General features: G+C 72.8%; 20 protein-coding genes and 1 pseudogene. 13 read left to right on the forward strand and 8 right to left on the reverse strand.

The window, feature by feature from the left end; translation table 11 throughout:
* The first annotated feature begins 72 nt into the window (after positions 1-72).
* The 4 genes from ACWCP2_RS27575 to fabF all read left to right on the forward strand — a co-directional run bounded on the left by ACWCP2_RS27575 (position 73) and on the right by fabF (position 3,682).
* Entirely contained in the window at positions 73-1,005 is a 933-nt protein-coding gene (locus ACWCP2_RS27575; protein WP_450911273.1) for an ACP S-malonyltransferase, read from the forward strand.
* Between the two features lie 19 nt (positions 1,006-1,024).
* Positions 1,025-2,029, forward strand: a complete 1,005-nt coding sequence (locus ACWCP2_RS27580) for a beta-ketoacyl-ACP synthase 3 (protein ID WP_450911274.1) — start codon at positions 1,025-1,027, stop codon at positions 2,027-2,029.
* A gap of 62 nt (positions 2,030-2,091) precedes the next feature.
* Positions 2,092-2,340: an acyl carrier protein gene (locus ACWCP2_RS27585; RefSeq protein WP_243329395.1), complete on the forward strand. Its 249-nt coding sequence runs from the start codon at positions 2,092-2,094 to the stop codon at positions 2,338-2,340.
* Between the two features lie 76 nt (positions 2,341-2,416).
* Positions 2,417-3,682 carry a beta-ketoacyl-ACP synthase II gene (gene fabF / locus ACWCP2_RS27590; RefSeq protein WP_450911275.1) on the forward strand — a complete coding sequence of 422 codons (1,266 nt, stop codon included), beginning with the start codon at positions 2,417-2,419 and terminating at the stop codon, positions 3,680-3,682.
* Between the two features lie 65 nt (positions 3,683-3,747).
* Here the strand turns inward: fabF and ACWCP2_RS27595 are convergent, their stop codons facing one another.
* The gene (locus ACWCP2_RS27595; RefSeq protein WP_254385450.1) at positions 3,748-4,242 is read right to left on the reverse strand and encodes a DUF3145 domain-containing protein; all 495 of its coding nucleotides are present in this window, start codon (positions 4,240-4,242) and stop codon (positions 3,748-3,750) included.
* Positions 4,243-4,492: 250 nt separating this feature from the next.
* Here ACWCP2_RS27595 and ACWCP2_RS27600 point away from each other — a divergent pair, with 250 nt between their 5' ends.
* Complete coding sequence (locus tag ACWCP2_RS27600; RefSeq protein ID WP_450911276.1) at positions 4,493-5,416, forward strand: GDSL-type esterase/lipase family protein; 924 nt, start codon at positions 4,493-4,495, stop codon at positions 5,414-5,416.
* Between the two features lie 109 nt (positions 5,417-5,525).
* Here the strand turns inward: ACWCP2_RS27600 and ACWCP2_RS27605 are convergent, their stop codons facing one another.
* On the reverse strand, positions 5,526-7,985 hold the full coding sequence (locus ACWCP2_RS27605; RefSeq protein ID WP_450911277.1) for a beta-glucosidase: 2,460 nt from the start codon (positions 7,983-7,985) through the stop codon (positions 5,526-5,528).
* Positions 7,986-8,134: 149 nt separating this feature from the next.
* Here ACWCP2_RS27605 and ACWCP2_RS27610 point away from each other — a divergent pair, with 149 nt between their 5' ends.
* The 3 genes from ACWCP2_RS27610 (at position 8,135) to ACWCP2_RS27620 (ending at position 10,714) form a co-directional block, all read left to right on the forward strand.
* Positions 8,135-8,713 carry a TetR/AcrR family transcriptional regulator gene (locus ACWCP2_RS27610; RefSeq protein WP_450911294.1) on the forward strand — a complete coding sequence of 193 codons (579 nt, stop codon included), beginning with the start codon at positions 8,135-8,137 and terminating at the stop codon, positions 8,711-8,713.
* Positions 8,714-8,952: 239 nt separating this feature from the next.
* The gene (locus tag ACWCP2_RS27615) at positions 8,953-9,738 is read left to right on the forward strand and encodes a carbon-nitrogen hydrolase family protein (RefSeq protein ID WP_450911278.1); all 786 of its coding nucleotides are present in this window, start codon (positions 8,953-8,955) and stop codon (positions 9,736-9,738) included.
* Between the two features lie 241 nt (positions 9,739-9,979).
* Positions 9,980-10,714 carry a class I SAM-dependent methyltransferase gene (locus ACWCP2_RS27620; protein ID WP_450911279.1) on the forward strand — a complete coding sequence of 245 codons (735 nt, stop codon included), beginning with the start codon at positions 9,980-9,982 and terminating at the stop codon, positions 10,712-10,714.
* A gap of 16 nt (positions 10,715-10,730) precedes the next feature.
* Here ACWCP2_RS27620 and ACWCP2_RS27625 read toward each other — a convergent pair whose 3' ends face one another.
* On the reverse strand, positions 10,731-11,081 hold the full coding sequence (locus ACWCP2_RS27625) for a winged helix-turn-helix transcriptional regulator (RefSeq protein WP_450911280.1): 351 nt from the start codon (positions 11,079-11,081) through the stop codon (positions 10,731-10,733).
* 97 nt (positions 11,082-11,178) lie between these two features.
* Here ACWCP2_RS27625 and ACWCP2_RS27630 point away from each other — a divergent pair, with 97 nt between their 5' ends.
* The gene (locus ACWCP2_RS27630) at positions 11,179-12,114 is read left to right on the forward strand and encodes an NAD(P)-dependent oxidoreductase (RefSeq protein WP_450911281.1); all 936 of its coding nucleotides are present in this window, start codon (positions 11,179-11,181) and stop codon (positions 12,112-12,114) included.
* On the opposite strand, the gene ACWCP2_RS27635 is transcribed toward ACWCP2_RS27630, so the two are convergent.
* From ACWCP2_RS27635 to ACWCP2_RS27645, 3 genes are all read right to left on the reverse strand, one after another.
* Entirely contained in the window at positions 12,104-12,949 is an 846-nt protein-coding gene (locus ACWCP2_RS27635) for an EI24 domain-containing protein (protein ID WP_450911282.1), read from the reverse strand. The two genes, ACWCP2_RS27630 and ACWCP2_RS27635, sit on opposite strands and share 11 nt — an antisense overlap.
* Positions 12,950-13,064: 115 nt before the next feature.
* Entirely contained in the window at positions 13,065-13,487 is a 423-nt protein-coding gene (locus ACWCP2_RS27640; RefSeq protein ID WP_254385458.1) for an organic hydroperoxide resistance protein, read from the reverse strand.
* A gap of 65 nt (positions 13,488-13,552) precedes the next feature.
* Positions 13,553-14,575 (reverse strand): NADP-dependent oxidoreductase, encoded by a 1,023-nt coding sequence (locus tag ACWCP2_RS27645; RefSeq protein WP_450911283.1) that lies wholly within the window; start codon positions 14,573-14,575, stop codon positions 13,553-13,555.
* 103 nt (positions 14,576-14,678) lie between these two features.
* On the opposite strand from ACWCP2_RS27645, the gene ACWCP2_RS27650 reads away from it, so the two are divergent.
* Complete coding sequence (locus ACWCP2_RS27650) at positions 14,679-15,101, forward strand: MarR family winged helix-turn-helix transcriptional regulator (protein WP_450911284.1); 423 nt, start codon at positions 14,679-14,681, stop codon at positions 15,099-15,101.
* 9 nt (positions 15,102-15,110) lie between these two features.
* Here ACWCP2_RS27650 and ACWCP2_RS27655 read toward each other — a convergent pair whose 3' ends face one another.
* Positions 15,111-15,932, reverse strand: coding sequence for an SCO2400 family protein (locus tag ACWCP2_RS27655; protein ID WP_450911285.1), 822 nt, complete (start codon positions 15,930-15,932; stop codon positions 15,111-15,113).
* A gap of 78 nt (positions 15,933-16,010) precedes the next feature.
* Between ACWCP2_RS27655 and ACWCP2_RS27660 the strand changes: the two genes are divergently transcribed.
* Positions 16,011-16,604: a hypothetical protein gene (locus tag ACWCP2_RS27660; RefSeq protein ID WP_450911286.1), complete on the forward strand. Its 594-nt coding sequence runs from the start codon at positions 16,011-16,013 to the stop codon at positions 16,602-16,604.
* On the opposite strand, the gene ACWCP2_RS27665 is transcribed toward ACWCP2_RS27660, so the two are convergent.
* Entirely contained in the window at positions 16,601-17,311 is a 711-nt protein-coding gene (locus tag ACWCP2_RS27665) for an esterase/lipase family protein (RefSeq protein ID WP_450911295.1), read from the reverse strand. The two genes, ACWCP2_RS27660 and ACWCP2_RS27665, sit on opposite strands and share 4 nt — an antisense overlap.
* A gap of 463 nt (positions 17,312-17,774) precedes the next feature.
* Between ACWCP2_RS27665 and ACWCP2_RS27670 the strand changes: the two genes are divergently transcribed.
* Together ACWCP2_RS27670 and ACWCP2_RS27675 are read left to right on the forward strand one after the other, a co-directional pair.
* A complete protein-coding gene (locus ACWCP2_RS27670) occupies positions 17,775-18,812 on the forward strand; it encodes a rod shape-determining protein (protein WP_450911287.1) in 1,038 nt (345 codons plus the stop codon).
* Positions 18,809-19,094: pseudogene (locus ACWCP2_RS27675) on the forward strand (hypothetical protein); the annotation flags it as partial. The gene ACWCP2_RS27670 and the pseudogene ACWCP2_RS27675, both read left to right, overlap by 4 nt.

A 19,094-nucleotide genomic window follows, 5' to 3' on the forward strand; every position in this document is an offset into this window, starting at 1 on the left:
ACAATTACCCCGATGGTTCTTCGTCCCTGTCCCCACGGGCGGCGCGGACCGAACACAAGAGAGAGTGTGAGGGTGCTCGTACTCGTCGCTCCCGGCCAAGGCGCACAGACGCCCGGCTTCCTGACTCCCTGGCTCGAACTGCCCGGCGCCGCTGACCGCGTCGCCGGCTGGTCGGACGCCATCGGGCTCGACCTTGCCCACTACGGCACGAAGGCCGACGCGGACGAGATCCGCGACACGGCCGTCGCACAGCCCCTGCTGGTGGCCGCCGGCCTGCTCGCCGCGGCCGAGCTCACCGCCCTTCCCGCGGTCGGCCCCGGGGCCTTCGGCGCCGTGGCGGGCCACAGCGTCGGCGAGATCACCGCCGCCGCGTACGCCGGGGTGCTGTCCGACACGGACGCGCTGTCCTTCGTACGGACCCGCGGGCTCGCCATGGCGGAGGCCGCGGCGATCACCGCGACGGGCATGGCCGCCGTCCTCGGCGGGGACCCGGACGTCGTCGTCGCGCACCTGGAGAAGCTGGGTCTGACCCCGGCGAACGTCAACGGCGCGGGCCAGATCGTGGCCGCCGGGACCATGGAGCAGATCGCGGCCCTGGAGGCCGACAAGCCCGAGGGTTCCATGAAGGTCGTCGCCCTCAAGGTCGCGGGCGCCTTCCACACGCACCACATGGCTCCGGCCGTCGCCGGTCTGGAGAAGGCCGCCGAGGCCCTCTCCCCGGCCGACCCGGCGCTGACGTACGTATCGAACAAGGATGGTCAGGTCGTGACCACGGGCGCCGACGTCGTCGCCCGGCTGGTTGGCCAGGTGGCCAACCCGGTCCGCTGGGACCTGTGCATGGAGACGTTCGCCGCACGGGGCGTCACCGGGATCGTGGAGCTGTCCCCCGGTGGCACCCTGACGGGTCTGGCCAAGCGCGCGCTGAAGGGCGTACCGAGCGTGGCGCTGAAGACCCCGGACGATCTCGACAAGGCCGCGGCGCTCGTCACCGAGCACGCGGTCTGAGAGAAGGAGCCCACTCAGCATGTCGAAGATCAAGCCTGCCAAGGGCTCCCCGTACGCCCGCATCCTCGGAGTCGGCGGCTACCGTCCGGTCCGCGTGGTGCCGAACGAGGTCATCCTCGAAACCATCGACTCCTCCGACGAGTGGATCCGCTCGCGGTCCGGCATCGCGACGCGGCACTGGGCCTCGCCCCAGGAGACCGTCGCCGCGATGTCGGTGGAGGCCTCGGGCAAGGCCCTGGCCGCCGCCGGGATCGCCCCGGAGAAGATCGGCGCCGTGATCGTCTCGACGGTGTCGCACTTCAAGCAGACCCCGGCCGTGGCGACCGAGATCGCGCACCGCATCGGCGCGGGCAAGCCCGCCGCCTTCGACATCTCCGCGGGCTGCGCCGGGTTCGGCTACGGCCTGACCCTGGCCAAGGGTCTCGTCGTCGAGGGTTCCGCGGAGTACGTCCTCGTCATCGGCGTGGAGCGGCTCTCGGACCTGACCGACCTGGAGGACCGCGCGACGGCCTTCCTCTTCGGTGACGGTGCGGGCGCCGTGGTCGTCGGTCCCTCGGACGAGCCGGCCATCGGCCCCACGGTGTGGGGTTCGGAGGGCGACAAGTCGGAGACCATCAAGCAGACCGTGCCGTGGGACGAGTACCTCGGCAAGGACGGCGGCGAGAAGTTTCCGGCCATCACGCAGGAGGGTCAGGCGGTCTTCCGCTGGGCCGTCTTCGAGATGGCCAAGGTGGCCCAGCAGGCGCTCGACGCAGCCGGGATCACCGCTGATGACCTGGACGTCTTCATTCCGCACCAGGCGAACATGCGGATCATCGACTCGATGGTGAAGACTCTGAAGCTGCCGGAGCACGTCACGGTCGCCCGTGACATCGAAACCACCGGCAACACCTCGGCCGCCTCGATCCCGCTCGCAATGGAGCGGCTCCTGGCGACCGGAGCGGCGAAGAGCGGCGACACCGCGCTCGTCATCGGCTTCGGGGCGGGGCTCGTCTACGCCGCCACGGTCGTTACCCTCCCCTAGGGCCCGGGATCCGCATCCCGGGCTCCGTTCGAACCCCAGCTAGCTATAGAAGGAGCGCCAACATGGCCTTCACCCAGGAAGAAATCGTCGAAGGTCTCGCGGAGATCGTCAACGAGATCGCCGGCATCCCGACCGAGGACGTCCAGCTCGAGAAGTCCTTCACCGACGACCTGGACGTCGACTCGCTGTCCATGGTCGAGGTCGTCGTCGCCGCCGAAGAGCGCTTCGAGGTGAAGATCCCGGACGAGGACGTCAAGGGTCTCAAGACCGTCGGCGACGCCGCGAGCTACATCCTCAAGCACCAGGCCTGAGCCTGACGAGCGTTTGTCGCCACCTGGCGGTGGCGCCGTGACAATTCACCCCCTGAAACGTGGAGAAAGAATTCCTGTGAGCCCGACCAATCGCACCGTGGTCGTCACCGGTATCGGCGCAACCACTCCGCTGGGTGGCGACAGCGCTTCGACCTGGGAAGGCCTGCTTGCCGGCCGTTCCGGCGTAAGGCCCCTCGAAGGTGAGCGCTTCGCCGAACTCCCGGTCCGTATCGCCGCCACCGCCGCCGTGGACCCCGGTGAGGTCCTCCCGCGGCCGCTGGCCCGCAAGCTGGACCGTTCGGCCCAGTTCGCGATCATCGCGGCCCGCGAGGCGTGGGCCGACGCCGGTTACACCGCCCCGGCGGGCGAGGACGCGTCCATCGCGCCCGAGCGCCTGGGCACCGTCATCGCTTCCGGCATCGGCGGCGTGACCACCCTGCTCGACCAGTACGACGTACTGAAGGAAAAGGGTGTGCGCCGGGTCTCCCCGCACACCGTCCCCATGCTCATGCCCAACGGCCCGTCGGCCAACGTCGGCCTGGAGGTCAACGCCCGCGCGGGTGTGCACACTCCGGTCAGCGCCTGCGCGTCCGGCGCCGAGGCCATCGGCTACGCCGTCGAGATGATCCGTACCGGCCGTGCCGACGTGGTCGTCGCCGGCGGCACCGAGGCGGCGATCCACCCGCTGCCGATCGCGGCGTTCGCCAACATGATGGCGATGTCCAAGAACAACGAGAACCCGACCACGGCCTCCCGTCCGTACGACAAGGCCCGCGACGGCTTCGTCCTCGGCGAGGGTGCCGGCGTCATCGTCCTGGAGTCCGCCGAGCACGCCGCCGCGCGCGGCGCCCGTGTCTACTGCGAGGTGCTGGGCCAGGGCCTGTCCGCGGACAGCCACCACATCGCGCAGCCGGAGCCCACCGGCCGCGGTGTCTCGGCGGCCCTGCAGAACCTGCTCGACAACACGGGTCTGGACCCGGCCGAGCTGGTCCACGTGAACGCGCACGCCACGTCCACCCCGCAGGGTGACACGGCCGAGCTGAAGGCCCTGCGCAAGGTGCTGGGCGACGACCTCGACCACATCGCGATCTCGGCCACGAAGTCGATGACCGGTCACCTCCTGGGTGGCGCGGGCGGCATCGAGACCGTCGCGACGGTGCTGGCGCTGTACCACCGCCTCGCCCCGCCGACGATCAACCTCGACGACATCGACGACGACATCGACGCGGACATCGTGCGCGACGAGCCCCGCAAGCTGCCGGCGGACGGCCCGATCTCCGCGATCAACAACTCCTTCGGCTTCGGCGGCCACAACGTCTCCCTGGCCTTCAGGACCGTCTGAGCCAGGCGCTGACACACCGAAGGCCCGCCCGGGTGTCCCGGGCGGGCCTTCGGCATGTCCGGGGCTCAGACCACCTGGTGGAGCCAGCGGACCGGGGCGCCCTCGCCCGCGTAGCGGAAGGGTTCGAGCTCGTCGTCCCAGGGTTTGCCGAGCAGTTTGGCGATCTCCTCCTCCAGGTCGGTCTCGCCGTGCGCGGACCGGGCGAGGGCGGCGCGCAGCCGGTCCTCGGGGATCAGGATGTCGCCGTGCATGCCGGTGACGGCGTGGAAGATGCCCAGGTGCGGGGTGGAGCTGTAGCGCTCGCCCTCGGCGGTCGGACAGGGTTCCGCGGTCACTTCGAAGCGGAGCAGGTGCCAGCCGCGCAGCGCGGAGGCGAGTTTCGATGCGGTGCCCGCCTCGGCCTGCCAGGAGAACTCGGCTCTCCAGGTGCCCGGGGAGGCGGGCTGACGGATCCAGTCGAGGTTCACCCGCACCCCGAGCACCCCCGCAACAGCCCATTCCACGTGCGGGCAGAGCGCGCGCGGTGCGGAGTGCACGTACAGGACTCCACGTGTCGTCACCGGGACCTCCAGTGTGGGACGAGGTCGGGAATAAACTCCAGAAAACGGACAGTATGTGACGTGATGTAATGTAACGGAAATTATTTGACATTGCGTCGCGGGACTTGCGGCCGAAACGCCACGGGAAAAAGCTACCGTGCGCCGGGGGTCATGGTGTGACGTACGGTCGCTCCGAGACCCGTAAACACAGAGCATTCACTCAGCAGGACGCCACCGGACGACGCGGCGGCGACGAGGAGGGACCGTCCGCATGCGCACCACCGCCCCACGCCGCCGCGCGCGTCGGAGTTCCGCGGGCGCGGGTGCGGGCGCAGCGGGCGCCGTGGCGGTCGCCGTGGCGGTCCTGGCCGCGGGTGCGCTGAGCGGGTGTTCGGCGGACCGGGCGGAGCCCGGGGGCGAGCGCGGGGCGCAGGCGGCCCCGCGGTGGAACACCGCGCCGGCCTCGGTCGCCGCCGTGGGCGACTCCATCACGCGCGGCTTCGACGCCTGTTCGGTGCTGGCCGACTGCCCGGAGGCCTCCTGGGCCACCGGTGACGACCCCGAGGTGCGCTCGCTGGCCGCCCGGCTGCTCGGTGAGGCCGAGGTGCCCACGCGCAGCTGGAACTACGCGGTGACCGGCTCCCGGATGGCGGACCTGCCGGGTCAGCTCGCCTCGGCGGCCGCGCACAAGCCGGGCCTGGTCACGGTGATGGTGGGCTCGAACGACGCCTGCCGGCCCTCGGCTTCGTCGATGACCCCGGTGGCCGTCTTCCGCTCGGGCTTCGAGAAGGCGCTGGCCGGTCTGCGGGCGGCCTCGCCGGACTCGCAGGTGTACGTCTCCAGCGTCCCGGACCTCCAGCGGCTGTGGGAGCAGGGCAAGGACGACCCGATGGTGCGCCGGATCTGGAAGCTGGGCATCTGCCAGTCGATGCTCGCCGATCCGGTCGCGGCGACCGCCGGTGCGACGGCCCGGCGGGAGCGGGTGCGGGCGCGCGTGGTCGAGTACAACGAGGTGCTGCGCGAGGTCTGCGCGAAGGACGAGCTGTGCCGCTACGACGGCGGCGCGGTCTTCCAGTACCCGTTTTCGGCGGAGCAGTTGAGCCGCTGGGACTGGTTCCACCCGGGCAAGGACGGGCAGGCGCGGCTCGCGGAACTGGCGCACCGACAGGTGACCTCCGCCGAGCCTCCGCGTTGACGCGGTGAACGGATCGGACCGGAGGGCGGGTGTCAGGGCCCGCCCCCCGGTCCAGTCAGTGTGATCACACCGGCGTGTCGACCGACTCAGCACGGGTGATTTCCGGCCATTACAGGTCGAGGGCCGCCGTCAGCCGCGTGTCGCCGTGCGAACGGCTCGCGCGGACCTCGTAGCCGCCGCCGATCCGGCGCCAGGAGCGGGAGGGCTCGTCCCAGATCTCGAAGGCGCGCTCCGGCAGCGGGATCTCCACCTCGACGCTCTCGCCGGGGCCGGCGGTCACGCTCGCGAAGCCCGCCAGCCAGCTCGCCGGGCGCTCCACGCCGTCGGCGACGGGCGCCAGGTAGACCTGTACGGTCTCGCGGCCCGGCCGGGTGCCGGTGTTGGTGACGCGGACCTTCGCCAGCGCGGGGGTGGCCTCCAGGGACTCGTAGGCCCAGTCCGTGTAGCCGAGGCCGTGCCCGAAGGGATAGGCCGGGGCGATCCCGTGCTTCTCGTAGGCCCGGTAGCCGATGAAGAGCCCCTCGGTGTACTCCAGGCGCCCCTCGGTGGGGGTGACCTCGGTGACGGGCGCGTCGGCGAACCCGGCGGGCCAGGTGGTGGGCAGCCGCCCGCCCGGCTCGGCCGCGCCGAGCAGTACGTCGGCCAGCGCGGCCCCGCCCTCCTGCCCGGGGAACCAGGTCAGCAGGACCGCGGCGACCTCCTCGCGCCACGGGAGTTCCACCGGGGAGCCCGCGTTGACGACGACCACGGTGTTCGGGTTGACCGCGGCGACGGCGCGCACCAGGTCGTTCTGGCGGCCCGGGAGGGTGAGGTCGCCCCGGTCGAAGCCCTCGGACTCCACCCGCTCGGTGGTGGCCACGACCACGACGGCGGTGTCGGCGGCGCGCGCGGCCTCCACGGCCTCGGCGATGAGCTCGTCGGCGGAACGCTGCGGTCCGAGGTGGAGGAAGGAGAACATGATCGCCTTGAGCGGCAGGGCGGACACGTCGGGGACCTGGTAGGTCAGGGAGACCTCGACGGCCTCGCCCTCGGTGAGGCTGAGGCGGGCCCGCTCGTTGGGGGCTCCGAAGAAGGCCTCGAAGGGGTCGGCCTCGTTGCCCATCCGCTGGACGCCGTCCCAGCGGACCTCTCCGCCGACGGCGAGGGTGAAGGCGCCGAGTCCGCGGGTGCCGAAGGCGTGCTCGCCGCTCTCGCGCGGGACGAAGGTGCCGGTGACCTCGATGCTCGCCATCGTCTCGTACGTGGCGCCCTCGGGCAGGTCGTCGCCGATCCACTGGACCTGCCCGGTGGGCAGCGAGCCCGTGCCGAGGACCGCGCCGGAGGCGTCGCGGCAGACCGCGCGCAGCTCGAAGCCCTTGTCGGCGGGGGTCAGTTCGTCGCTGGGGTCGGCGCCGACGGTGAAGGTCAGCGCCCCGTCGGGCAGGGCCTCGGTGAGCCCGTCCAGCGGGGAGACGATCCGCTCGGGGAAGACGGTGGCGCTGCCGCCGCCGAGGACGCGGGCGTCGCGGGCGGCGGCGCCGATGAGGGCGACGGTGCGGCCGGGGGCGGTGTCGAGCGGGAGCACGGGCGTGCCGTCGGCGGCGGCCTCGTTGCGTACGAGGACGAAGCCGCGGGCGGCCAGCTCCCGGGCCAGCGCCTGGCCGTCGACCGGGGCCGGGACCTCGCCGACCGCGGCGGGGGCGCCGTCCAGGATCCCGACCCGGGCGGCGAGGCGCAGGACGTTGCGGACGGCGTCGTCGACGGCGGACTCGGGGACCTCGCCCGCACGGACGGCCTCGGCCAGCGGGGCGCCGTAGACGGAGACGGGGCCGGGCATGACCACGTCGAGGCCGCCGAGGATGTCGCCGGTGGTGGAGCGGGCGGCCATCCAGTCGGAGACGTTGGCGCCGTCGAAGCCCCATTCGGCGCGCAGGACCTCGTTGACGAGGTGGGTGTTCTCGCTCATGAACACGCCGTTGACCCGGTTGTAGGCCGTCATGATGCCCCACGGGTGGGCGTTCTCGACGATGGCCTCGAAGGGGGCCAGGTAGAGCTCGCGCAGCGGGCGGGGGGCGATGACGCTGTCGACGGTGAACCGCTCGGTCTCGGCGTCGTTGCCCACGAAGTGCTTGACGGTGGTGCCGACCCCGCCGTCCTGGACGCCGTTCACGTAGCCGCTGCCGACGGCGCCGGTGAGGTACGGGTCCTCGGAGTAGCACTCGAAGTGCCGGCCGCCGAGCGGGGAGCGGTGCAGGTTGACGGTGGGCGCGAGCAGGACGTGGACGCCCTTGCGGCGGGCCTCCTGGGCGAGGAGCCGGCCGGCCCGGCGGGCCAGCTCGGGGTCCCAGGCGGCGGCGAGCGCGGTCGGGGAGGGCAGGGCGATCGACGGGTCGTCGGCGGTCCAGCGCACTCCGCGCACCCCGATGGGGCCGTCGGAGAAGACCAGGGACTTCAGTCCGATCTCGGGGACGGCGGGCAGGGACCACATGTCCTGGCCCGCCAGCAGCCGGGTCTTGGTGTCGAGGTCCAGCTTGCCCAGTGCCGTCTCCACGGCGTCGTTGCGGACCTGATCGGCATCGGTCACGGCCATGCCTCCTCGTTGGGTGCGGGTGCGCGGTGCGGCGCGGTGACCCCATGGTGGACCCGTTACCTGTAGAACGGTAGGGTTCGTAACCTGTTCGTAATCGATCCATGTCGTACGGTCTGCTGGCGGCTGTGGAACGGAAGGGGTGGCGGGCGATGGTCAGGGCCAGGAGTGAGGAACGGCGCGCGGAGATCCTCCGCGCCGCCCTCGAAGTGATCGCCGAGCGCGGTTACCGGGGCGCCGCCCTGGGCGCCGTCGCCGAGCGCGTGGGCCTGACCCAGCAGGGGCTGCTGCACTACTTCCCCAGCAAGGAGGCCCTGCTCGTCGCGGTCCTGGAGGAACGCGACCGCTGGGACACCGGCGGCGGCAGCCGCGCCATGGCCGACGCCTGGCGCCCGGACCTGCTGGCCTCGCTGGTCGAGTACAACGCCATGCGGCCGGGCATCGTGCAGACCTTCTCGGCGCTGCTCGGAGAGAGCGTCACCGACGGCCACCCCGCGCGGGAGTTCTTCGCCGAGCGGTACGCGCAGGTCCGCTCCGCGATGGCGGGCGTACTGCGCGCGGAGTACGGCGACCGGCTCCCCTCGGGCCTCACCCCCGAGCAGGCGGCCCCGCTGCTGGCCGCCGTCATGGACGGCCTCCAGTACCAGTGGCTGCTGGCCCCGGAATCCGTGGACATGCCCGGCGCCTTCCGCGCCTTCCTGGACCTGATCCAGGGACCCCGGGAGGCCTGACCCGGGGACACCGGGAGGCCCGGCCCGGCGGGGGGGGCCGGACTGGGGCCTTCCCAGGGCGGTGGCCCGGCGGGGGGCCGGACTTGGGGCCTTCCCTGGGCCCTCCAGAGGCCTTCCCGGGGCCTTCCCTGGGCCCTCCCGAAGCCTTCCCTGGGGCCTCCCGGGGGCCTTCCCCCGGCCGGTCGGCGGCCGTTCGGGGCCGCGCCCGGGCCCGGCCGGACGGCTGGCATGCTGGCCGGGTGAAGATCGCCGCCGCGCAGCTGAGCTGCGCCCCCGCCGACGTGTCCGCCAACGCCGCACGGGCGGCCGCACTCGCCGTACGGGCCCGGGAGGAGGGCGCCGGGCTGGTCGTGTTCCCCGAGTTCACCCTGACCGGCTACGAGTTGGCCGCGCTCGCCGCCGACCCCGGTCTGTGGCTGGCCGACGCCGAGGATCCCCGGCTGGACCCCGTCCGCTCCACCGGGATCGCCACCGCCGTCAACGTCGCGCTGCGCACGGACGGCCCCCGGCCCGTCATCGCGACCCTGGTCCACGACGCGGACGGCGCGCACGTGACCACGTACGCCAAGCAGCACCTGTTCCGCCAGGAGCAGGAGGTCTTCGCCGCGGGGACGGCTCCCGGCCGCTTCGAACTCGGCGGGATCCGCTTCTCCCTGGGGATCTGCTTCGACAACCACTTCGCGGACGTGCCCGCCGCGGGCGCCGCGGCGGGGTGCCGGGTGCACCTGGCGAGCTCGCTCTACGGCACGGGCGGGGGCATCGCCGAGCGGGCGGCGGTGTACCCGGGGATCGCCCGGGACTTCGGGATGTACGTGGCCCTCGCCAACCACGCGGGACCCGCCGGACCGTGGACGGGCTGCGGGGGCGCGGCCGTATGGGCTCCCGGCGGGACCCTGCTGGCCGAGGCGGACGCGCACACGCCGTCGGTGGCCGTGGCGGAGGTGCCGGCGGAGGCGCCGGCGGAGGCGCCCGCAGAGGCTCCGCCGGAGCCCTCGGCGGTGGTCTCGGCGCAGGCCCCGGCCTGACGGGCCCCGCGGGCACACGGCTCCGGAACCCGTACGGAAACAGGGCCCGGACCGGCCGGGAAAGGGCCCGTAAGGGCCCTGGGCGGGGCCCTGGGCCACCCGCCCTCCCCGCCCGCGGGGGCCGGGACCGGACCCGTCCCGACAGGGCGTCAGGCGGCCCACCAGACCCTCCCTGCACCCTTTCTGACCTGGGCTTTTCCCCTGTTCGCCGATAAAATCGGAACATCTGAAAGGGGTTCGGATGAACCGGAACATACGCAGTGTCGACGACGTGCTCGCCCTCATGGACGGCCTCTTCGCGCCGGAGGCCGACCGCTGGACCTCCGGCGGCTCCGCCTGGTGGGACGGCTTCTACGCCGACCGCGAGCGGCCGGTGCCGTTCTTCGCGGCGAAGCCCGACGAGAACCTCGTCTCCTGCCTCGACCGCGGGCTGATCCCCGCGGGCGGCCGCGCCCTGGACCTCGGCTGCGGCCCCGGCCGCAACTCCCTGCACCTGGCCGCCCGGGGCTTCGAGGTGGACGCCGTCGACCTCTCCCCGACGGCTCTGGCCTGGGCCGGGGAGCGGGCCCTCGCCGCGGGGGCCCCGGTCCGCTTCCACCAGGGGGACGCCTTCGCGGCGGCCGGCGCCGGGCTCGTGGGCCCGTACGACCTGATCTACGACTCGGGCTGCTTCCACCACCTGCCGCCGCACCGCCGGGTCAGCTACCTGGCCCTGCTGGACCGGCTGCTGGCCCCCGGCGGGCACTTCGCCCTGACCTGCTTCGCCTCCGGCGCGATGGGCTCCGAGCTGCCCGACGCGGAGTTCTACGGCCGGGCCCGGCTCGAAGGCGGCCTGGCGTACACGGCGGAGGCGCTGCGCTGGGTCTTCGAGGACCTCACCGAGGTGGAGCTGCGCCGGATGAACGACGAGCCCGCGTCCTCCGGCTCCTTCGGCGAGGCCTTCCTCTGGACGGCACTGTTCCGCCGCCCGGAGTGAGGGCCCGGCCCGCGCCTCACACCGCGAGCGTCCGGGCGGAGTCGGGGAGGAGGTGCTTGGTGCCCCACGCACCGAGCGCCTCCAGGGCCCCGTTCAGCTCGCGGCCGAGCGGGGTCAGCGAGTACTCCACGCGGGGCGGGACCTCCTCGTAGACCTCGCGGTGGACGATGCCGTCCGTCTCCAGCTCGCGCAGCTGGGCCGCGAGCACCTTCTCCGACACCCCCGGGACCAGGCGGCGCAGTTCGCCGAAGCGCCGCGGGCACTGCTCCAGCTCCCACAGGACCGACACCTTCCACTTGCCGTCGATCACGGACATCGCCGCGGCGATCCCGCAGTGATCCGCCCCCGGCCGCTGGGTCATTGCCATCGCGCACCCCTCCCCACCTGTTCGCTCACCTCGGGGTAACCACCCACTCCGAAGTGCGTACTTGAGCACCTGACGGCCCTCCACCAGGCTAAACGGCATGACCGACACCAGCACGAAGACCGGCCCGAACACCCTCACGAAGACCGGCGCGGAGACCGGCGCGAAGACCCCGCTCACCCTCCTCGGACTCGGCGCGATGGGCACCGCCCTCGCCCGCACCTGGCTCGCCGCCGGGCATCCCCTCACCGTCTGGAACCGCACCCCGGCCAAGGCCGTGGCCCTCGCGGCCGAAGGCGCCGTCGTCGCCGCGACCCCCGCCGAAGCGGTGGCCGCCAGCGGCCTGGTCGTGGTCTGCCTGCTGGACCACGCCAGCGTGGGTTCGGCCCTGGAGGGCCTGGACCTCACCGGCAAGGATCTGGTGGACCTGACCACCGGCACGCCCGCCGACGCCCGCGCCCGGGCCGCGTGGGCCCGGGAGCGCGGGGCCCGGTTCCTCGACGGCGGAATCATGGGCACCCCGTCGATGATCGGCGCCCCCGCGGCCGGCGGGTACGTCTTCTACAGCGGCTCCCCCGGCCTGTTCGAGGAGCACCGGAGCACGCTGGAGGTTCCGGCGGGCGTCCGCTTCGTCGGCTCGGACCCCGGCCACGCGGCCCTGCACGACGTGGCCCTGCTGAGCGCGATGACCGGGCTCTTCGCCGGAATCTCGCACGCCTACGCGCTGATCGAGGGCGAGGACGTCTCCCCGAAGGACCTGGCGCCGCTACTGACGCAGTGGCTGGGGGCGATGGGCTTCTTCGCGGGCGCCGCCGCCGAACGGCTGGTCTCCGGGGACTTCACCACGGGCGTCGAATCGAACCTGGCCATGCAGGTCGCGGCGAGCGCCACCTACCTGCGGACCGCCGCGGAGCAGGGAGTCAGCACCGAGCTGATCAGCCCGTACCTGGACCTGATGCGGGAGCGGCTGGAAGCCGATCCGGCGGCCCACGGCGGCGAGGACACCGCCGGGGCGATCACCCTGCTCAGGCGCTGAGCCGCTTGCCCGGCGCCCGGCCCGGCGCCGGATCCCGCGCCTCTGCGCGGCCCTGCGCGGGCCCCTGCTGCGGCTCCTCGCCGTCGCCCGCGCCGGGGCCCTCGCCCACCAGGTCCCGGGCCATGAGGGTGGCTCCGGCCACCGCTCCGGGCATCAGGAACACGGCGACGAGCGGCACCAGGAACGACAGCACGAGCGGCACCCCGAAGCCGAGCGCGAGCATCCGCCGTCCGCGCAGCAGCGCGAGCTGCTCGGTGAGCTGCACCCGGCGGCGCATCAGGGCGACGGAGGTGAGCTCCTGGGCGAGGAAGAAGCCGGAGACGCAGAAGCCGAGGACGGGCACCACGGTCTGCCCGATCACCGGGACGAAACCGAGCGCGAAGAGCAGGATCCCGAAGAGCAGCACCCGGCCGAGGATCCGCAGGCTGTCGCGGGCGGAGATCCACAGCTCCTGCGCGAGCGTGAGGCCCGATTCCGGGACCTCGCCGCCCTCGGTGCGGTCGACCTGCTCCGAGAGGGACTCGTAGAACGGCTGGCCCACGAGCAGGGTCACGGCGGTGAAGGTGATCACCGCGAGGAAGAGGCCCAGGCAGAAGACCAGGGCCGTCAGGAAGCCGCGGAAGAGCCCGAGCCACGGGGAGGACCAGCCGTCGGCGAAGGGGGTCGCCCAGGCGGTCAGGTCGTCGGCGCCGTAGCCGAGGCCGATGAGGGCGCCGGCGTACAGCACCAGGGAGACGAGCCCGGGCAGCAGTCCGAAGCCCAGCCATCGTCCGTGGCCCAGTACCCATCGCTGTCCGGCCAGCAGATAGCCGAATCCCCCCGCAAGATCACGCATGGCCCCAGTTTAGGGCGGGCGCCGTGGCGGGGGGAGGGCGGGCATGACGAAGGCCGCACCCCGGTGCCTGGGTGCGGCCTTCGACGGACCGGACGAACCGGTCGGGCGGGTCGGATCAGACCGCGAGCTCGACCGTGATGTTGCCGCGGGTCGCCTTGGAGTACGGGCAGACCTGGTGGGCCTTCTCGATGAGGTCCTTGGCGGTGGCCGCGTCCACGTTCGGGATGGAGGCCGAGATCTTGACGATGATGCCGAAGCCGTCGTCGTTCTTGCCGATGCCGACCTCGGCGGTGACCGTGGAGCCGGTGATGTCGGCGTTCTCGTTGCGGGCGACGACGCCCAGCGCACCCTGGAAGCAGGCGCTGTAGCCGGCGGCGAACAGCTGCTCCGGGTTGGTGCCCTCGCCGCTGCCACCGAGCTCCTTCGGCGGGTTCACGACGACGTCGAGGCGACCGTCGTTGGTGGCGACGCGACCGTCACGGCCGTTCTCGGCGGTGGCAACAGCGGTGTACGCGACGTCGGACTGCTGGATGGACATGTAAGGAAATCCTCCTGGTAATCGCCGGGACTCGCGCCCACGCGTCACGGCGGTGTGCAGTGAGCCTAACCGGTGAAAGAAACGATCATCTTTCCGGTGTTGTCACCGCGCAGCATTCCGAGGAAGGCGTCGGTGGCCTTCTCCACTCCGCGCACGACCGTCTCGTCGGCGACGAGCTGCCCGGAACGCAGCCAGCCGGCCACGTCCTGGACGAACTGCGGCTGCAGTCCCGCGTGGTCTCCGACCAGCACGCCCTGCAGGCGCAGCCGCTTGCCGATGACGAGGGCGAGGTTGCGCGGGCCCGGCACGGGCTCCGTGGCGTTGTACTGGGCGATGGCCCCGCACAGGGTGGCCCGGCCGTGGACGTTCAGGGAGGAGATGGCGGCCTCCAGGTGGTCCCCTCCGACGTTGTCGAAGTAGACGTCGATGCCCTCGGGCGCGGCCTCCTTCAGCTGGTCCGCGACGGGGCCGCTCTTGTAGTTGAAGGCGGTGTCGAAACCGTACTTCTCCGTGAGGAGCGTCACCTTCTCGTCGGAGCCGGCGGAGCCGATCACCCGGGAGGCGCCCTTGATCTTCGCGAACTGGCCGACGAGGCTGCCGACCGCACCGGCGGCGCCGGAGACGAAGACGGAGTCGCCCTCCTTGAAGGAGGCGACCTCGAAGAGCCCGGCGTAGGCGGTCAGGCCCGGCATGCCGAGGACGCCGAGGTAGGCGGAGAGCGGGGCGAGCGAGGCGTCCACGGGGGTGGCGTGCTTGGCGTCCACGTCCGCGTACTCGCGCCAGCCCAGACCGTGCAGCACGTGGTCGCCGACCGCGAAGCGCTCGTCGGCCGAGGCCACGACCTCGCCGACGGCGCCGCCGTCCATGGGCTGGTCGAGCTGGAACGGCGGGACGTAGGACTTCACGTCGTTCATCCGGCCGCGCATGTACGGGTCCACGGACATGTGGAGGTTGCGCACCAGGATCCGGCCGGCCGCGGGCTCCGCGTTCACCGGTACCTCGCGCAGGGCGAAGTCCTCGGCGACGGGCCAGCCCTGCGGACGGCGGACGAGGTGCCACTCACGGCTGACGGCGGGAATCTGGGTCATGGCGTCACTCCTGGATGGGGGAAGAGTGCAAAATGCTTCAGGACGTGAAACAACCATGCTCCTGGATATTTCATGTTGTCAAGTAAATGGGTACGCTGGATGCATGCCCAGCCGTCGCGCAGACCCCCTGACCCTCGAAGTCGTCGAGCTCATCGGCGACGTCGTGACCCGCTACCACCAGGAGTACGAGCACGCGGCCTCCAGCCACCAGCTCACCGGCGCCCAGGCCCGCGTGCTGAACCTGCTCTCCCTGGAGCCCATGCCGATGCGCAAGATCGCGCAGAAGCTGCGGTGCGAGCCCTCGAACATCACCGGCATAGTCGACCGCCTGGAGACCCGGGGACTGGTCGAGCGCCGCCCCGACCCGGCCGACCGCCGGGTGAAACTGGCCGCCCCCACCGAGGAGGGCCTGCAGACCGCCGAGCGGCTCCGCGAGTCCCTGGACTTCGCCCGGGAGCCGCTGGCCGGGCTCTCCCCGGCCGAGCGCGCGGTCCTGCGGGACCTGCTCAGGCGGATGCTGGGCTGAGCCCCCCGCTCACCAGCACAGCGGGTTCCACCACGGGCACTGCGGGGTGGGCTCCGGGGTCGGCGTGGGACTCGGCTTCGGATTCGGCTTCTTGCTGGGCTTCGGCGGCTTGGGCCCCCTCGAACCGGCGCTCGCGCTCGGAGTCGCGGAGCCGCCGGGCCTCGATGCGGTCGGGGCCGCGGACGAGGGCGCCCGGGAAGCGCTCCGCGACGGCTCCACCGACTCGGAGGCGGGGGCGGACGGCTCGTCGGCGGGGGTTTGCGCCCCTGCGGTACCCGGACCGGTCCCGCCCGGCTTCGCATTCCCGGCCGTGCCCTTCGCGGCGCCGGCGCCCGGCCCCTTCGCCGGGGCCTTCCCCGAGGGCGCGGCCGGCTCCCCCGTCAGGCCCGGCAGCGGCTCGGGCTCCGCGGGACCCGCGTCGTCGGTCAGGACCACCGTCTGCGCCCGGTCGGTGCGCTCCCCGTCGGCCGCCAGCCGGGCCAGGCCCAGGGTCGCTCCGGCGGCGAGCATCAGCCCGAGCCCCACGGTGAGCGCGGTCCGGCGGCGCCGGCGGTGCCCGGCGCGGCGGCGGTCGGCGGCGCGGGACCCGGCCCGGGACCGGCCCCGGGACCGCTCCCCTCCCTCCCGCCCTCCCCCGGACAGCACGACGAGGGAGTCGGCGTACACGTCGGCGAGTACGGCCGGGTCGCTTCCGAAAGCGGCGGCGGAGCCGGGGGCGGGTGCACCGGGCGCTGGCGGTGCGGCGGATATCAGGTATTCGGCCGGGGTCCCGCATCCGGCGCACGCCAGCGCGCCGTTGAGGTACCTGCGGCAGGCGATGCAATAGTCCATGGCGCCCGCAGGCTACGCGTTCGCTCACAACGGCCGTATACCGGGATCGTGAGGATCCTGTGTGGAAGGCTTGGTTCCATGGCCGGCGCACCGAGAACACAGACCCCCGGGCCGGGCCCCTTCGGCCCCGCCGGATTCCAACTGGTGCTGCTGCGCCGGATGGCCGACTTCCAGCCGGGGCTCGCGGAGGAGGCCCGGCGGCTGCTCGGCGCCTCCCTCGCCGAGCAGCGGGAGGCCAACAAGCGCTGGCAGGCCATGGTCCGGTCGCCGCGCTCGCGGGGCGCCCTGGCCCGCTACCGCTCGGTGCTCGGCCCGCCCGAGTCCGTCTCCTCGCGCGCGATCGGCGACCTGACCTGCGAGGCCCTGCTGTGGCCGGTGCCGCTGTGGCCCGATCTCCGCTTCGAGGTGCTCGCCGCGCCGGACGGGGCCGTCTGGAACGAGTGGCTGGTCCGGGCCCCGGGCGCGCCCGGTCCCGTACTGGAGTCGCCCGGGGACCTGCTGCCCTGGTCGGCGACGGTCGACGAGGTGGCGCGGGCCTTCGCCCCGGTCCGCCCGATGGAGGGCACCGCGCCGACGCGGTGGCGGCTGGCGTTCACCGCGTCGGGGCGGGCCTGCGTCGCGGAGTTCACGTACGGCCTGCTCCAGGAGGTCTCGGTGGCGCAGACCCCTTAGGAGCGCAGGAAGGCCCGTACGCCCGCCGAGGTGGGGTCGTCCCCGAGCAGGTCGTTGTGCTTGAGGCAGCCGACCGGGGTGTTCACGGCTCCGGTGAGCGGGACGCTGTCGTCGGGGTTGATGACCTCGTCGCAGTTCGACCAGAAGGTGGCGTAGCGCACGGCGCCGGGGGTCTCGTCGCCGGAGTTCAGGTTCTTCACCACGTAGGAGCCGGGGGTCATGTCCCGGCAGGCCTGGTCCCACAGGGCGCAGGCCCAGGCGGTGGAGGTGCCGCGGTTGGGGCCGGCGAGGGAGACCCAGCGGTCGACGTACGGGCCCCCGCCGCCGAACTTCACGTACCAGCGGGTGACCAGCGAGCCGAAGGAGTGCGCGACGAGGTCCACCCGGGCGGCGCCGGTCCGCCGGCGGACGTCGTCCACGTAGGCGGCGAGCCGTCCGGAGAGGACCTCGTTGACCGACTGGTGGGTGTCGTAACCGAAGGAGAAGAGCTCGGAGTCGGCGTACCCGTCGGCGCGCAGGTCATCGCGCAGGGAGCCCCAGACGCCGGGGTCGGCGTTGTAGCCGTGCACGAAGACCACCGGATTGCGCGCGGCGACCGGCCCGGAGGGCGCGGCTGGGGACGTACCCGAGGATGCGCCCGAGGACGCGGCCGAGGACCCGGTCGAGGACCCGGTCGGGGACCCGGTCGAGGACCCGCCGGGGGCCACGCCCCAGATGGCCCCGGACGGCCTGTCCGGGGCCACGCCCCAGATCGCTCCGGACGGCCCGTCCGGGGCCACGCCCCGGATCGCCCCGGACGATGCGCCGGGAGGCGCGCCCCAGATCGCTCCGGGAGACACGCCGGCGGCCTGGGCCGGGAGCGCGGGCGCCGCGCACAGCGCCAGGCTGAGCGTCAGGAGGGCGAGCAGTCGCTGGCGGACCGTCAGCATCGAGTCCCCTTTACCTTGTTACGCACGAGTAGCACGATCGGTGCGGGCATGGTCGCGCCTGGCGTCGCAGAATTCCACCCCCGTGCAGCACTCACCGGCACCCCTCGTGACCCTTCTGTATCTCAGGACACCCCCCACCCGGAGCATCAAATCGGGCAATACGGGTAATTCACCCGAGAAGATACGAAGTGTGACCGGCAACCGCCGGTCTTCTTGCGTCAGCGTCTCGGGAGGATCTGCCGTGACCGTCAGTCTTGAGCAGTTGCGCCGCTGCCACGTGGCCGTCGACCTCGGAGCGGCCAGGACCCGCGTCTACGTCAAGGGCCTCGGCCTGGTCGTGGACGAGCCCAGCGTCGCCGCCGTGAACACGCGGACCGGCGCACTCATCGCCGTCGGCACCTTCGCCGAACGGATGACCGGCCGCACGCCCGACTACATCCGGGTCGTGCGCCCCGTCTCCGGCGGCACCGTCGTCGACATCGAGATGGCCCAGCGCATGCTGCGCCACCTCCTCGGCGAGAAGCTGCGGCGCGCCCTGCGCCGCAAGCCCCGGCTGCGGGCAGCCGCCTGCACCCCGCACGACGCCGACCCGCTCGCCCAGCGCGCGGCGGTGGAGACGATGGTCGGGCTCGGCGCCCGGCGCGTCGAACTCGTCGACACCCTGATCGCGGCGGCCGTCGGCTGCGGACTGCCGGTGGAGCAGCCGACCGCGACGATGATCATGGTGTGCGGGGCCGCCGCCACCCAGGTCGCCGTCCTCTCCCTCGGCTCCATCGTCACCGCCGTACGGATCCCGGTGGGCGGCGAGGCCATCGACCACGCCGTCGTCCAGCACCTGCGCCACGCGCACGAGCTGATGCTGCCCAGCCAGGCCGTCCGCCCGCTCCAGCTGGCCCTGCACGGCAACGGCATCACCGCCGGCGGTCCCACCTCCACCCTCATCCACGGCCGTGACGTGGCCACCGGCCTCGCCCGCTCCGTCCACGTGGACACCGCGGCCGTCCGGGACGCCATCCACACCCCGCTGACCGCCGTGCTCGACGGCATCGGCAAGGTGCTGCGCGAATGCCCGCCGGACCTGGTGGCCGACCTCACCGACCGAGGGATCATGATGGTGGGTGGCAGCGCCCTGCTGCCGGGCCTCGACCAGATGCTCCGCGATGCCACCGGAATGCCCGTGGCCATCGCCGAACGGCCGGACATCTGCGCCGTACTGGGCCTCGGCATGATGCTCGAAGGGAAGATCGCACCCATGGTCCTGAACCCCCTGGCCGGATGACGCACTCCGAACCACCCCCGCCGTCCCCCGGGGACGGACAGGGCGTCGCCGCCCGGCAGGCCGCGAGCCTGCCCGTCCTCCTGGAGGCGGTCCTCAGCGTCGGTTCCGAACTCGAACTGCGGACCACCCTCCAGCACATCGTGGATTCGGCGACCGAGCTGTGCGCGGCACGGTACGGCGCGCTCGGGGTTCCGGATGGCCGGCGCCGCGACGGAGCACAGAGCCGTGGTGGAGCGGGTGGTCCAGATGCATTCGTTGGCGCGGTTGCCGAAGAACAAGGTG

The organism is Streptomyces sp. NPDC002104 (assembly GCF_053593795.1).